Annotated in this window: 10 protein-coding genes; 5 read left to right on the top strand and 5 right to left on the bottom strand. The window is 60.1% G+C overall.

What is annotated here, in order from left to right; translation table 11 throughout:
• Window positions 1-297, top strand: a 297-nt coding sequence (locus CJ255_RS10345) for a DUF4351 domain-containing protein (RefSeq protein WP_124681899.1), incomplete at its 5' end; no start/stop codon positions are given.
• Window positions 298-534: 237 nt separating this feature from the next.
• On the opposite strand, the gene CJ255_RS24095 is transcribed toward CJ255_RS10345, so the two are convergent.
• The 3 genes from CJ255_RS24095 to CJ255_RS10330 form a co-directional block, all read right to left on the bottom strand.
• A complete protein-coding gene (locus tag CJ255_RS24095) occupies window positions 535-5424 on the bottom strand; it encodes a Kelch repeat-containing protein (RefSeq protein WP_097644027.1) in 4890 nt (1629 codons plus the stop codon).
• A 257-nt stretch (window positions 5425-5681) separates the two neighbouring features.
• Window positions 5682-6884, bottom strand: coding sequence for an L-2-hydroxyglutarate dehydrogenase (gene lhgD, locus CJ255_RS10335; protein ID WP_245863313.1), 1203 nt, complete (start codon window positions 6882-6884; stop codon window positions 5682-5684).
• Window positions 6885-7050: 166 nt separating this feature from the next.
• Window positions 7051-8109, bottom strand: a complete 1059-nt coding sequence (locus CJ255_RS10330) for a DUF8189 domain-containing protein (protein WP_097644025.1) — start codon at window positions 8107-8109, stop codon at window positions 7051-7053.
• Window positions 8110-8348: 239 nt separating this feature from the next.
• On the opposite strand from CJ255_RS10330, the gene CJ255_RS10325 reads away from it, so the two are divergent.
• Complete coding sequence (locus tag CJ255_RS10325) at window positions 8349-8618, top strand: helix-turn-helix transcriptional regulator (RefSeq protein WP_097644024.1); 270 nt, start codon at window positions 8349-8351, stop codon at window positions 8616-8618.
• A 172-nt stretch (window positions 8619-8790) separates the two neighbouring features.
• On the opposite strand, the gene CJ255_RS10320 is transcribed toward CJ255_RS10325, so the two are convergent.
• Window positions 8791-9723: a hypothetical protein gene (locus CJ255_RS10320; RefSeq protein WP_097644023.1), complete on the bottom strand. Its 933-nt coding sequence runs from the start codon at window positions 9721-9723 to the stop codon at window positions 8791-8793.
• A 112-nt stretch (window positions 9724-9835) separates the two neighbouring features.
• Between CJ255_RS10320 and CJ255_RS10315 the strand changes: the two genes are divergently transcribed.
• From CJ255_RS10315 to CJ255_RS10305, 3 genes are all read left to right on the top strand, one after another.
• Window positions 9836-10324 (top strand): GNAT family N-acetyltransferase, encoded by a 489-nt coding sequence (locus CJ255_RS10315; protein ID WP_097644022.1) that lies wholly within the window; start codon window positions 9836-9838, stop codon window positions 10322-10324.
• Window positions 10325-10445: 121 nt separating this feature from the next.
• The gene (locus tag CJ255_RS10310) at window positions 10446-11336 is read left to right on the top strand and encodes a Uma2 family endonuclease (protein ID WP_097644021.1); all 891 of its coding nucleotides are present in this window, start codon (window positions 10446-10448) and stop codon (window positions 11334-11336) included.
• 15 nt (window positions 11337-11351) lie between these two features.
• Window positions 11352-13397, top strand: a complete 2046-nt coding sequence (locus CJ255_RS10305) for a DUF8754 domain-containing protein (protein WP_097644020.1) — start codon at window positions 11352-11354, stop codon at window positions 13395-13397.
• Between the two features lie 199 nt (window positions 13398-13596).
• Here the strand turns inward: CJ255_RS10305 and CJ255_RS10300 are convergent, their stop codons facing one another.
• Window positions 13597-14718 (bottom strand): glycosyltransferase family 4 protein, encoded by a 1122-nt coding sequence (locus CJ255_RS10300; RefSeq protein WP_097644019.1) that lies wholly within the window; start codon window positions 14716-14718, stop codon window positions 13597-13599.
• Window positions 14719-14798 lie beyond the last annotated feature (80 nt).

Raw genomic sequence — 14798 nt, 5'->3', positions numbered from 1 at the left:
GAGGCGTTACTCAGCTTCACAACCCAAGCGCATCTTGATGCGTGGCTGCAAGGGCAGCGCGAGGGGTGGGATGTGGCCCCCTTCGTGACCACTACTGAAGAGCCTGCCTATGTCCAAGGCGAGCGTAACGTGGTGCTGCATCTGCTCAAGTGCAAGTTGGGAACACTCAATGATGCGTTGGAGGCGCAGGTTGCGTCCTTGAATCCCGTGTTGCTGGTACCGTTGAGTGAGGCGCTGCTCGCTTTCACGACGCAGACCGAGCTTGAGGCGTGGCTGCGAGAGCAGGGTGGGGGCTAGAACTAGCTGGAATACCTTAGAGGCTGTCTGAAAAGTCTATGAACTGGCGTTGGAGTGCCGACTTTAGCCGGCTAAAGCCGGCACTCCAACACATGCCCACTAGCTTTTCAGACAACTTCTTAGACTGCTGGTTTAATACCATTTACGATTGTAGATTGCAGATTGCAGATTGCCGAACATGGCGTCCCAATGGGCTTTCGCGTTCTTGATCATGCGGCATGTTCAAGGGTAATTGGTTTAACGCACCACTACAGGTAAGTAGACCCAATGACTGGCTTCTAGCTCCTGTTCAGGTTCAGATTCCAGTTCTGGTACTGGGGTTGGTGTGGCCACTGTTGGGCTTGCGGTGGTCGTCGGGCTTGCGGTGGTCGTCGGGCTTGCGGTGGTCGTCGGGCTCGCGGTGGGCGCGGGGCTTGCGGTGGTCGTCGGGCTCGCGGTGGTCGTCGGGCTTGCGGTGCTTGTCGGGCTCGCCGTGGGCGTTGCTTCGGGCGCTTGGCTGAAGCCTGGTGGAATGAAGGGGGCAATCAGTTCGTTGTGAACCAAGGGCGGGGGATCACTACTGAGTTGCGGTGGGATGCCGCCTTGGGCCAGAAAGCTGGCCCAATCGTTCTCGCGGGTGATGTGGAAGAGTTCGTGTTGTACGTAGGCCGCAAAGGCGGGACTGGTGGCGATGCTGCCACGGGCAGGGTAGTAGATGCCGAGTCCGTGGGCGTTGGCTAGGTTGACGTTGTAGCTGCGCTCACCGCCATAGTCGGGGTCTACATAGCCAAAGGATCGGCTGGCATGGGATGCGTGGATCACGAAACGTGCATGGTCGGGATGGGCGACGTTGATGATGCGCTCGCTTGCTGCTTGCACCGCCGGATCGTTGATGTTGCTGCGTAGTTGTTGCGCTAGATGTACCAGATCCACATAGCTATCTTCGTCATCGGGCTCGAAGGGCCGCCCTTCGCCTGAGTCATACTTCTGCACTTGGCTACGTAGGCTACGCAACTCTTGGCGACGCAACTCAGGGTCGCTTTGGACGTAGGCCAAGAGGCTTGCCCCCAGATCACGTATGGCTGCCTCTAGCTCATCAAAGTGGGCAAGGTCAAAGACCGAGATGGTGTAGGGTAGGCCTTCACGCTGAACCAGCATAGCGTAGTGTTGAGCCATGCCCACCGCAAGAGCCTGCGGGTCGGCGGCGCTACCAGCAAGTTGTCGGTAGTGGTCGTAGGCAAATACGCCCCAGGCGGTGTTGGGTGAGGCAATCACAAAGTGGGCGAGCTCGGCAGCAATGGCCGCATTCTCGAAGAGCCCGAAGGAGCAGCCATCATAGAAGATCAGATCAAGTTTGCGCGCTCCATTGTCACTCGCCTCTTCAAGGGCTTGGCGGAGCTGCAAGGGTGTGAGGAAGGGCTGTTGGTTGTTTGGCCCACGACTAGTCTCGTCCTGACCGATGCCCACAATTCCGTTGGCATGATCCACTAGCGCCAGCGCGTAGTGGTCAGTGGGGGGAAGCTGGTTGAAGCCCCAGGTCAAAAAGTCGCGCAGGGTGTCCGGTTCGTCCATGCGCTTTTCGCCAAGGTGGCTCCGTTGCCATGTGCCCGCTGCATCAAGAATGTAGCGTCGGGTGTCGTTGACGCCCGGGCCATCGTAGAGTACGGCAACCTGCACATTGTTGAGCGCACCGGCGCGTTCGAGGCGGTAGAGCATGCCATTGGCGGCGCGGTTGTTGCCCATCCAAAAATCGAGGTTATTGTCGGCCACCGCGTAGATCAGCAGGGTCCAACTGCTACCACTAGCCTGCACTGCGCCTGTGTTGGCGCGAATGATGATCTCCTGTTCCACAGCGCGCGACCAGTCACCTTTAGCGTTTTGCACCTCAAAGCGCACGCGTTGCACCCCCACCGGGAAGGTACTGGCCGCAAGGGTGACGTTGCGCTCAGTGCTGATGACGACGCCATCAAGTGTCCAGCGATAGGCAACGATGCTGGTCTCAGGATCAGGATCGGCTGCGCTCCCCTCGAAGCGGATATTATCCACCTCTTGGCGCGCATCACGCGGAAAGACGCGGTTGATCGTAGCAACAGGCAGCGCACGGGTCATTGCGCCGCTGGCGCGGTGTAGATAGACGCCCTGCACATAGCCGCTACTCGTTTCGCCACCAATGGCTACCATGCGATCAGCCAGTGGATCGTAGCTCATACTCAGGTTGTGCATTGCTGGCAGGGCCGGACTGCTCGTGCGTTCACGCCAGAAGCTCCCATCCCACTCCCAGGTATCGTTGTGCATGCCGCTGCTGCCATTGCCGCCCGCAATCACCACAACATTGCGGAGGCTATCAAAGCTGGCTGCATGGCCACTACGGGCGCTCAGGCGAAACGCCGGGGTAACATTGCTCCAGGTATGGCCGTCCCACTCCCAGACCTCATCGAGATGGCCGCGGCTATTCTGGCCACCAATCAGCACCGCCCGTCCGCGCACGGGATCATAGGTGAGCGTCGCCCCACTGCGCGCCGTCGGGCTGGTGGGCGGGGTCCGCTGCGTCCAATTGGTACCATCAAACTCCCATGTATCGGAGAGGTAGGCGCTACTATGTTGCCCACCAAAGAGCAGCCAAACATTGCGTTCGCTATCGAAGCTGAGGACATAGCCAGCGCGCCCCGCTGGTTGCGTCGCAGGGTGCTGCTGTTGCCATGCGCTACTGTCACTCAGCCAGAGCCACGTATCGCTCAGGTAGCTGCCATTACTGGCCAAGCCACCAAAGAGCAACACCTGAGCGCCGGTGTCATCACGGGCCAAACGATGCGCGGAGCGGGCAATGGGGCGGGGGCCGCTAGGATTGAGTTGCTGCCAACTGCTGCCATTCCAGAGCAGACTACTATCGTCCGCCTCCAGCCCACCAAAGAGCAGACTCGCACCGTTGCGCGTATATTCTAGCGCCGCACCGGGGCGCTGGATGGGGTCGCTGAACAGCAACTGCCAGTGCGTGCCGTTCCAGATCCAATTACCCCTGCTGTGACCACCAGAGCGCGTAAGCCGCTGGTTCAGCGGATCGTAGAAGAGCAAGCTTTGCGTGATAGACGGCATGCTTGTACGAGCAGGGTGTGGTTCCCAATTGGTACCGTCCCACTGCCAAAGCCCACTAAGCACGTTGCGTTGCTGCGTTGCATCAAAGAACATGCGGTAGAAGCCCGGCGGTGGCTGTGTCGCGGGGCTGAGCTCTGTCCAATTGCTGCCATTCCACTCCCAGGTATCGTTGAGATTGCCATAATCACCAGAGCCCCCAAAGAGCAACACCCGTTGGCGCATGGGATCGTAGGCCATGGCGTGACCGTAACGGGTCGAAGGGCGCGTAGCGGGAATGATCTCTGTCCAGTTGTTGCCGTCCCACTCCCAAGTGTCATTGAGCCGCCCCGTACTACCAGTGCCACCAAAGAGTACGGCGCGCTGGCGCAGGGGATCGTAGGCCAGCGTATGTAATGAGCGTGAAGGTGGGTTTGTCGTTGGATGGCGTTGCGTCCATGTCGAGCCATCCCACTCCCAAGTGCCGTTCTGGCTATTGCCGCCGAAGAGCAACACCCGTTGGCGCACAGGATCATACGTCAGCGCAATGGAACCAGAAGTCATCCCTGGATCAACACTAGTCTGGCGATTCGTCCAGCGACTACCATTCCATTCCCAGGTTCTGGTATCCGTCGCCCCACTGCCGGTATAGGCCACAACGGTGCGCCGCGCCTCATCGTAGACCGTGTGACTAGACCATATTTGGAGTGCTGGTGTATGCTGGAACCATTTCATCCCATCCAATAGCCACGTATCATCCCTATTGGCGGCACCAGTGCGACTCCTGCCACCAAAGAGAACCATCTGTTGGCGCGCCGCATCGTAGGCCAATGCATGGCGATCACGGGCAGCAACACTCTGATTCGGATGTTGCTGCCAACTGTTGCCGTCCCACGTCCAAAAGTCATCAATAGCGTAGAGGCTGCCACCATTGTTGGTATAGCCTCCGAAAAGTACCATGCGCTGCCTTACCGGATCATAGGCCATGGCATGATCGCGACGGACAGGCGGACTCGTAAGGGGGGTAAGTCGCATCCAATTGCTGCCATCCCACTCCCAGAGATCGTTGAGGTAGGTGCTTCCATACATGCCAGCGAAGAGAACAACCCGCCGGTAGCTCTCGTCATAGGTCAGCGTATGGCCTGAGCGGGCGGATGGGCTTACCGCAGGATGGCGCTGCTGCCAATCGTTCCCATCCCACTCCCAAGTATCATTGAGGTAGCCGCCGCCACTTCCCCCAAAGAGTACAACGCGCTGCCGCACGCTATCGTAGGCCATCGCATGATCCGAGCGCGCGGATGGGCGATTGGTAGGGTGGCGCTCAACCCAGTTGGTGCCGTCCCACTCCCAGGTATCGTCAAGGCCAATGCCCCCAAAGAGAACGACTCGCTCACGGGCGGCATCGTAGACCATGGCGTGCCTCATCCGTGCAGGCGGACTCACCGCGGGGTTTTTGCGTGTCCAACTGCTGCCATCCCATTCCCAGGTATCGTTGAGGCCGCTACCGCCAAAGAGGACGACTCGTTCGCGGGCGGCATCGTAGGCCATGGCGTGGCCAGCGCGCCCCGCAATCTCGCCGCGTGTCCATGCTGCGTCCAATTGGCTTTGGGGCAGCACGAGGTCAATCTGTTGGCCGCCTTCACGTGCTGTGAAGCTGACACTTGTGCTTTGGCCCCAGGCGCTCGCTGTGATGGTGACGTGGTCGCCGGGGCTGACATTGAGCGGCTCGCCGTTGAGCATGGCCCCAAAGGAGGGCAAGCGCCCGTCGGGGCCGCCTGCGGTGTGTGTGGTTAGGCTGCGCCCTGCGATGCTGATGCGCACCTCGGCGTCGGCAATGGGCTGGCCATTCAGATAGACATAGCCACTGACACAACAGATGGCTTGAGCAAAGTTGTCGAGCGGGGCTCCACGAATGCAGGAGCGCGGCAGGGGGGGCGGGGCCAAATCGGTATCGTGAGTCGTATGCAACACCACTGGCTCGGATTGGGCCAACATCGCATGGGGCGGCACAACAGGCCATAGGTTGAACAGCAGCATGAAGACTACGACCAGCAACAGACCAAGTGGGAAGCGGTGCATGAGGGGTTACTTTCTAAGAAGCGGTCTGAAAAGCCGTGGGGCACATGCTGGAGTGCCGGCTTTAGCCGGCTGAAGCCGGTACTCCAACGCCAAACCATAGACTTTCCAGACAGCCTCTAAGGCAATAGCGCAAAAGTCGCCCTGTGTAGGGGCACGGCAGCGCCGTGCCCCTGGGGGCTACGGCTACCACGGGCAGGGCACGGCGGCACCGTGCCCCTACGGTCAACAGGGTTACTTCTGCGCTATTAGCCTATTTCCTATTTCCTCGTTTCTAACCCCTGCCCTAATGGTGGCAGGCGTTCAACAATGGCAGCACCAATCTCGAGGGCGGCGGTTGCTGCTGGCGAGGGTGCGTTGCAGACGTGGGTCGAGCGGGTGCTGTGAATGATCACAAAGTCGTCTTGGAGTTGACCGTCGGCCATGAGGGCTTGGGCGCGTACCCCGGCGTGGGTTGGTACGACATCTTGGGCGCGAATGCTGGGGATCAGCCGTTGCATACTGCGTACAAAGAGGGTTTTGCTGGCGGAACGTAGCATCTCTTTGCTGCCTTCACCCAGATACTTGCGGGCGAGGTGCCAGAAGGCAGGGTAGCTCAACACTTCAGCACTATCGCGCAGATTGAAGGCCAGTTTGTGGTAGCCTTCGCGCTTGAGGGCTAGGACAGCATTGGGCCCCGCGTGGACACTGCCGTCAATCATGCGCGTGAAGTGGACGCCCAAGAAGGGGAAGGCGGGGTTGGGCACTGGATAGATCAGGCCGCGCACGAGGTGGCGTCGCTCTGGCACAAGTTCATAGTACTCCCCGCGAAAGGGAATGATCCGCATGCCCGTGTGCAGCCCGGCCATACGGGCCACGCGGTCACTATGCAGACCGGCGCAGTTGATCAGGTGGTCTGCCTCAAACGCACCGGCATTGGTCTCGACGCGCACGCCACGGGCATGCTCGCTGATCTGCTCCACCCGGGTTTGCAAGCGCAACTCAACGCCACGTTCGGCCAAAAGTTGGGCCATGCGTTCAGCCACAAGGCGGTAGTCCACTATCCCGGTTGTGGGCGAAAAGATCGCAGCAACAGCCTGCACATAGGGCTCACGCTCACGGATCTCGGCGGGGTCAACGAGGCGTGCAGGTAAGCCATTGGCTTGGGCGCGTTCCAGCAGGGCATGCAGGCGCGGCAACTCGGCAGGCGTAGTGGCCACAATCAACTTACCGCAGAGATCGTGGGCAATGCCATGCGCTTGGCAGAAGGCAACCATCGAGCGGCTGCCTGCGCGGGCCATAGTAGCTTTGAGGCTACCTGGGCGATAGTAAATTCCGGCGTGGATCACCCCACTGTTGCGCCCAGTCTGGTGCGCGGCCCAGCGATCTTCCTTTTCGCAGAGCAGCACACGCAAGTGGGGGTAGCGTTCAGTGAGGGCGAGGGCGGTAGCTAGGCCAACAATGCCACCGCCGACAATAAGCATATGGTAGTCCATACGGCATTATACCAATTACCCTTGAACATGCCGCATTATCATGGAACGCTAACGCCCATTGGGACGCCATGTTCGGCAATCTACAATCTACAATCTACAATCTACAATCTACAATCTACAATCTACAATCTACAATCGTAAATGGTAGTATACTTCACCGCACCGTCCCACTCGTTTGGAGCATATCACCAAAGGCATTGAGCATGGGGCTATCACTGGCCCGGGCGAAGCAATCGGTGCGTCCGGGGGTGGTGCTGGTGCAGGAGGGGATCGTCGCCAGAGGGAGATTCTCATTGGCTGGTTGCCAGGTCACGTTATCACGTCCGGCCCATGTGGTCTGAAAGAGCTTTTGGGCATCATTGAGCGCAAGGATCGCGATGCGATTGGGGCCAATAGCGAGGGCTGCGGGGGCTGAAGCCATCATGAGGGAGTTGCCATTGGCCTCATGCATAGCGAGGGTCACATAGCCACTGCCACTGAGCCGCTCGCCATCGATCAGAATTGCTTGGCGTGAAATGGAGCGTTGGGTATTGGTGACAAAACAGTGGATTACCTGGTCGCCACGGTAGGCAGCGCACGCGGGGGCGGAGCGCAGTTCGCCGCCGAAGTCAATCCATTCAGACCAGCGCCCAGGCACCCAACCTCTCCCATAGAGGCGTCCGCCAGCACCGGCAACAAAGACGGCCACCTGATCGGGCTGCGGCGAGACAATCGTCGGGGCCGACCAAGCATCGCCCCCTAGGCTCTCGCGGGCCCAAGCTTGGCCATCGTAGTAGAAGTGCCACACGGCGCGATCATCTTCGATCAGGGCGACACAACTGATGCGTTGGCTGCCCCAAGAGGCGCATGTGGGAGCAGAGCGCAGCACAACCCCGCGAAAGGCTGGGGGCACCTGCCAACCCGACCATTGCCCCGCTTCGCGGTAGTTTTGAAACAGTTCACCATTGCGTCCGCGCACAAAGAGATCGAGGCGCCCTGCCCCCCACGAGACCACGGCAGGGGCAGAAGTGGCTTCAGCAATCTGGCCTGTCATGGTGGCAAAGGGGCTCCAGGTACCCAAACTCATCTGAGCGGGCACCACAACGGCTGGGGCCAGCAACTCGGTGGCGCGAACTTGTGGTGTAGAGGAGCGCCAGATGTAGATACCAAGACCAAGCAAGCCGAAAAAAATGAGTACAAAGAACCATCTTTTGGGTTGGTATGCCTGATCCACTGTTTTGCTCCTTATTACATTAGCCCTTGGTGGGGGTTTGGGGGAGGCTTCGCCTCCCCCAAAAAAATCTTTCTACGACCTGCTTGCGTACTACACTATTATACTAGACTTTAGATATGCAGTTGAGCATAGATGCGAAGCAAGCTGATTTCCTTTGCATCCCCCATTTCCGCAAATTGATGTACACTGAGGCAGGAACGAACTCCTCGTGCTTACGCCTTGTTGTAAGGAGACCAAGGATGTCGCAGTGGACATTTCTGACCAATCATGCCCAAGTGTTGCTTTGTATTGCTCAGAACCAGAATGCCACGGCCCGTGAAATTGCCGGACAGGTGGGCATCACCGAACGGGCGGTGCAACGCATTCTGCGTGACCTGCACGATGCGGGTTATGTGAGCCATACTCGCGTGGGGCGTTCCAACCGCTATGCCATCCATGCCGACAGGCCCATGCGCCACCCGGCGCAGCATGGGCTTGCTGTGCGTGAGTTACTTGATCTCTTGGGTTAATGTGGCATGGGGCCAGCCTCTATGTGTCGTCCCTCAACATGCGCTGGATTTGGTGATCTCCATTGGGTAGGCCGTAGCAGCGGCCTGTAGATTCCCTACTGCGCGCTGATGCTTGGGGCGGGCCGCTGCTACGCCCCTGCATTCATCATGAGCAAACGCTTGATACTGCTGCTCACGAACGCTGCACCACTCGCAATCCCTCATTCTCTGTAATCGCTGCCATCACGACGCCCTTGGTTGGGGGCACGAGTGGGCGTAGGGCCTGGCGCGCACTGATGCTGCCCCGGTCGCCCTGTACGATGCCAAAGAGCGCTGCGCCAGCTAGGCTGCGCCCACAGGCTACTGCGCCACTCGCGCGCAGTTGGTCGCAAACTTGCTGTTCCCATGCGCTCAACGGGGGTTGTGCGTAGCCACCTTGCAATTGGGTGAGTGCAGCCCCAAAGCCTTCCAGATCATCCGCATCGAGTGCCGCGATCAACGCTTCAGTCGCTGCTTCAGCTTGGGCCGCAGCAAGCTGGGGCGCGAATTGTAAGGCATTGTTTAAGCGTTCTAGCTCAAAGTTGGCTTCTGGCACGGGATCAAGTCGGGGCAATACGATCACGAAGGCCCAGGCCTGGCGGTTCGTATGCTGAATGGTTCGCCGTAGGTCGGGCGTCTGGCTGCCCGGCAAGCCACAGAGCCACAGCCCGCCCTGGGCCGCAATCTGCGCCAAGGGCTGCTCGCCTGGCGGCAGGCCACAGGCGGACGCAATGGTTGCCGCAGGCTCGTGGGGCTGTTCATACCAATGGGCCAAGCCTGTCCCCAAGGTCACCGCCAGACTCGCTGCCGAGCCTAAGCCCATAAAGCTGGGTACCGCCAACTCCAGATCCACGCGCACGCGCCCCCCGAGGCTATGCGCGGCCAACCAGCGTGCCGCATAACTGTAGGCCAAATCTGCCCGCGCTCCGCTCAGATCGAGTGCTTCGCTCGGATAGAGCAACAGATGCACCGGCGGATGCTGCAATGCCACCGCAAGCAACTGCGGCCCACCCGCCCGCCAACCCAAGCCCAACGGCAACACCGCTGGCCCCACCAATTCAATTTGCTTGCCCGCAACCCCTTGCATAGCCCTATAATCCTTGTAGAATGAATGAAGTAGCTTGCCTACGCTACGATCTTAGCACATATTCATGTTTGTGCGGAAGAAGGCACTTCTTCGGTACAACCCAGTGTAAGCGATGAAGCTAACCCTTGCACCGCTCAACGATGCGGAAGTACCCCTGCTGACCCAACTCATGACGGCGGCCTTTGATGCTGATGCGCCCAATGATTCTACCTTCGATCAGCAACTTTTAGCCTGCTATCGCAACAGCGACTTCTTCCAACGTTGGCCCCCAGGCTGCATTGATACCTTCGTCTATACCCTCTGGGTGGAACATGCTCCTGTAGGCGCGGCGGTGATCTGGTACTATAGCCCCCATGAGGCTGTCCTCGGGCTCTTTTTCATCGCCCTGCCCTGGCAGAGCAAAGGTCTTGGCCTGCTCTGCTGGCAAGAACTTGAACGCTTGCACGCCGATGTGCGCCACTGGACCGTCGCAGCACCGCTTTGGTCACCCGCAACCAGACGTTTCTATGAGCGCCAGTGTGGCTTTCGGCGCGTGGGCATGTCTGGCCGCGACTATGTGTGCTATGCGAAAAATGGCCTTGCGTCCAACTCCTCTCCTTAGAGGCTGTCTGAAAAGCCGGGAGGCACACGCTGGAGTGCCGGCTTTAGCCGGCTGAAGCCGGCACTCCAACACCAAACCATAGACTTTTCAGACCGCCTCTTAGAACCAGAACGTACTCCCTATGCAACCTCCTCACAATCCAACTACGCCCGAACACGACCCCTGGTGCTATGGCTGGCGCTATCTGCAACGCCCCATCCCCGGCGATGAACATCACATGGAACGGGTGCCGCTTACCCTCGAAGATGTGCTGCATCCCGAAGAGGACGACTACATTATTCATAGCGACCGCCACGAGAGAGACCGCCTCTATTTGGCTCAGGTGTTGCACACATGCGTTGCTGCCAGCGGCGCTGCACTGGTACTCAGCAATGTTCGGATTACCTGGGATCAGCCGCTGCTCGGTAGCCACACGCCCGACCTTATGCTCATTCGTGGGCTGCACGAGCAGCGCGATTGGCGTACCTTTGATGTGGTCAAAGAGGGTCTGCGCCCCTGCCTGATCATCGAGCGGACTGCGCCCACAACGCGCAACAATGACCTCGATGCTAAAGTCTACCACTACGCCTATGCCGGAGTCACCCAGTATATCATCGTAGACGAAGAAGGGACGGGGGAAACGCGCCAACTCAATCTGCTTGGCTATAACCTCGTCGGCCATAGCTACCATGTGCAACCGCCCGACCCCAGTGGACGGATCTGGATCGATGTGGCCAACATCTGGCTTGGGGTTCACGGCGAGCGCGTCATCTGTTACGATCAGCAGGGCCAAGAGTTGGGCGACTATAGCGCCGCCATCCAACTTGCCGCTGTGGCCGAGGCCCGTGCCGCCAGCGCCGAGTCTTTGGTACGCTACGAGAGCGAAGCGCGCAGCGAGGCGGAGGAGCGTGCTGCTAGTGAAGCGGCAGCACGCGCCGGAGCTGAAGCCCGCGTCACCACCCTCGAGGAGCGCATCCTTGCTATGGAAGCCCAAATCCAAGCGCTCCAAGCCGAACTGAAGCGTCTCCAATAGGAAGAATAAGGTGCAATGAAGCGCATTGTCAGTATTAGCCTGGGCTCTTCGGCCCGTGATTATCGCGTTACCACCACCCTGCTCGGACGGAGTGTCGAGATTGAGCGCATCGGTACCGATGGGAGCGTCGCCCGCGCCGCCGAGTTGCTGCGCTCCTGCGATGGCCACGCCGATGCCATTGGGCTCGGCGGCCTCACCCCGGTCTTTCGGGTCGGCACAGCGCGCTACCCCCACCGCCAAGCCATCCAGATAGCCTCCCAAGCCACGCGCACGCCCGTCGTAGACGGCGGGGTGATCAAGGCCACCCTCGAACGCTGGGCCATTGCCCAAGCAGCCCGGCAACTCCCTAGCCTCTTGCGCTACAAACGGGTGCTGCTCACCAGCGGGATTGAACGCTACCAATTGGCTGCGGCGATTGACCAGTATGAACCAACCTTGCGCTTTGCCGATCCACTGATCCACATCGGCTTGCCCAACCTGCCCCCGCCGCGCAGCCTTGCCCAACTCGAACTCTACGCCGCCACCACGCTGCCCATCACCGCCCTGTTGCCCTACCGCATCCTCTATCCTGTCGGCTTGAGCCAAGCAGACTACGACCCACGCCTGGCCCCCCTCTTCCAATGGGCCGACGTGATCGCGGGCGATTTTGCCTTCATTCGCCGCTTTGCCCCCCCCGATCTCAGTGGCAAAAGCATCATCACCGACGATCCCGCCCCCGCCGAGCTTGAAGATTTGCGCCAGCGGGGCGTCACCACCCTCGTAACCATGATGCCGCCCTTGAGTGCCGAGCGCCCCTTTATGGCCGCCGATGTACTAGAGGCGCTCGTCACTGCGCTGCAAGAGGCCAAGCGCCAACCCGGCGAAGCCGAAGTCCTTGACTTCATCGCCGCCGCTGGCTGGGGGCCAACCGTACAGCAACTCAATCCACGCCCACGCCCCAAGTTTGCCTTCGTCATCCACCCGCTGCGCACCAGCCTGATCGCCAACCACCCGCGCTTCCGCTGGACACGCCACCTGCCCGAACGCCTCGTTGAACGCATGGCCGCCTACATGCCCCCCCTCTACGTCTCCAAGATTCGTGGCATCCGCTCCACTGCCACGGGTGAAGAGGCCGAAGGCTTCCTGCTCTCCTTGGGCACTACGCCCCGCGAAATGATGCGGCGCGAGCCGAGTTTCACCTATCGCCGCCTGATTCGCGCCGCACGCATGGCCGAGCGCATGGGCGCACACCTGATGGGCCTGGGCGCATTCACCTCTGTCGTTGGCGACGCGGGCATCACCGTTGCCCAAAAAGCGACCATCGGCATCACCTCCGGCAACTCACTCACCGTCGCCGCCACCCTTGAGGCGGCCAAGCAAGCCGTCATTCTCATGAAAGGCGGACGGCCCAGCAAAGTCCGCGCCGTGGTCATTGGCGCAACCGGCTCTATTGGCGCAGTCTGCGCTCGCCTGCTGGCCCAAGCGGTTGGCGATGTCGTACTGATCGCGCCGCGCCCCGAACGCCTCCTGGCGCTCAAACAGCAGATCGAAGCCGAAACGCCGGGGGCGCGTGTCATTGCCGCCACCCATCCCGACGCCTACATCGGCGAAGCCGACCTGATCATCACCACTACCAGCTCGCTCACAGGCAACGTCGTCAACGTAGACAAACTCAAACCCGGTGCGGTCATCTGCGACGTTGCGCGCCCACCCGATGTCAAACCCGCCGACGCCGCCCGCCGTCCCGACGTACTCATTGTCGAAAGCGGCGAAATCGTCCTCCCCGGCGAACCCGACTTCGGCGTAGATATTGACATGCCCCCTGGCACCGCCTACGCATGCCTCTCCGAGACCGCATTGTTGGCGATGGAGGGCATGTTTGAAGACTACACCCTCGGGCGCAACATCGAAATGGAGCGGGTCAAAGAGATGTACCGCCTCTGGCACAAACACGGCCTCAAACTAGCCGGACTACGCTCCTTCGGCGTCTACGTCACCGGCGACATGATCAGCGAAAAGCGCCGTCTCGCCGCCGAGCGCCGCCGCCACATGGGGCTGCCGCAGGAGGAGGTAGCGGGGTAGCGAGTTTTTTGAACAAAAGGTTCACAACGTCAACGAGAAGAGGTTCAGAGGATTGCACCACCGGCGCAAAACAGGAACATTCCTGGCTTTGAGTGAAGCCTTGTTCAGCCTCTCCTCTCTGGATGATCTGCAAGCTTGGTTGGCAGCGTTGGAACAGCCGCTACGTTCTTGAGCATGGTCAAGAGGGAACTTGGTTCCCTCACCTCCCGCCTCTTCCACACTCCCGATAGACCGCTAAGGTTTCGCGTGCGGCACGTTGCCACGAGAATTGGGCGGCGCGGAGGGGGCCACGCTGGGCGAGGTCGGCTTGGGCCGCTTCGTCGTCCCAGAGTTGCATGATTGCTGTTGCCCACGCCTCACTATCGCGGGTGGGCAAGACCAAGGCGGCAGCGCCAGCCACTTCGGGTAGGCTGCTATTGTCGGCCACGAGGGTTGGGGCTGCGCAGGCCAGCGCTTCGAGTACGGGCAGGCCAAAACCTTCGTAGAGTGAGGGGTTGGCATAGAGCCTACAGGCAGCATAGAGCCAGTGCAACTCCTTTGGGGCCACCCCACCCAAGAAGGTTACCGCATCTCCCAGCCGTAAGTCGCGCACCAAAGCATAGATCGGCTGATCGAGCCATCCGGCTCGCCCGGCGGCCACGAGCTGGTAGCCTGCCTGCGGTCTGCGATCCAGCGCGATCCGCAGCGCTCGCAGCAGTGTCTCAAGATTCTTACGCGGCTCAATGGTACTCACAAAGAGCAGGAACTGCCCGCCGTTGAGCCTGTGGCCGTTGATCACCCGCTGCTCAGCGCGTGCAGTGGGTAGGGGCCCAAAGGCCGGATCGGCAGCCTCATAGATCACCCGAATCCGTTCGGGTGCTAGTTCAAGCAACTCAACCATATCGGCGCGGGTCGCATGGGAGACGGTGATCACCCCTTCGGCCTCGTGGACTGCGCGCCGCACTTGGCTGTAGTAGCGCCGTGCTGCATCATCGAGAATTTCGGGGAAGTGCAGAAAGGCTAAATCATGAATAGTGACCACGGCTGGACAGGGGCGACGCTGCGGCGCAATGAAATCGGGGCAATGGAGACAATCCAGCCGACGCGGCCATAGCTCAAGCGGTAGCAAGAGTTCTTCGTAGCGGTGGTGCGGCGGGGTGAAGAGTTTGGTTGCGCGCAGCTTGGGGGCCACCAGTAGCGGTTGGCGCTGCCGCAGATGCTGTAATACGACAAACTCATCAGCAGGCGCCAAATGCACCAATGCCTCCAGCAGCAGGCGGGTATACTGGGCAATGCCGCCCTCACGATAGGCATTCAAGCGGGCATCAATTCCAATACGCATAGCCTGAGGAGTATAGCATGCCAGCGGGCGCTTGGGTAGCGTTGAGGCGGTGCCATGCACATGGCGTTACGCCGCCCGGC

This window comes from Candidatus Viridilinea mediisalina, assembly GCF_002532535.1.
GTDB classification, from domain to species: Bacteria; Chloroflexota; Chloroflexia; order Chloroflexales; family Chloroflexaceae; genus Viridilinea; species Viridilinea mediisalina.
Note: the sequence above shows the minus strand (reverse complement) of the source record. Positions and strands in the feature narration are given on the sequence as shown.

Bases quoted from the DNA above. Each gene is read 5' to 3' on its own strand.
- CJ255_RS10325 (WP_097644024.1), top strand. From the start codon at position 8,349: ATGTCGCAGTGGACATTTCTGACCAATCATGCCCAAGTGTTGCTTTGT.
- CJ255_RS10305 (WP_097644020.1), top strand. From the start codon at position 11,352: ATGAAGCGCATTGTCAGTATTAGCCTGGGCTCTTCGGCCCGTGATTAT.
- CJ255_RS10310 (WP_097644021.1), top strand. From the start codon at position 10,446: ATGCAACCTCCTCACAATCCAACTACGCCCGAACACGACCCCTGGTGC.
- lhgD (WP_245863313.1), bottom strand. From the start codon at position 6,884: ATGCTTATTGTCGGCGGTGGCATTGTTGGCCTAGCTACCGCCCTCGCC.
- CJ255_RS10315 (WP_097644022.1), top strand. From the start codon at position 9,836: ATGAAGCTAACCCTTGCACCGCTCAACGATGCGGAAGTACCCCTGCTG.
- CJ255_RS10320 (WP_097644023.1), bottom strand. From the start codon at position 9,723: ATGCAAGGGGTTGCGGGCAAGCAAATTGAATTGGTGGGGCCAGCGGTG.
- CJ255_RS10300 (WP_097644019.1), bottom strand. From the start codon at position 14,718: ATGCGTATTGGAATTGATGCCCGCTTGAATGCCTATCGTGAGGGCGGC.
- CJ255_RS24095 (WP_097644027.1), bottom strand. From the start codon at position 5,424: ATGCACCGCTTCCCACTTGGTCTGTTGCTGGTCGTAGTCTTCATGCTG.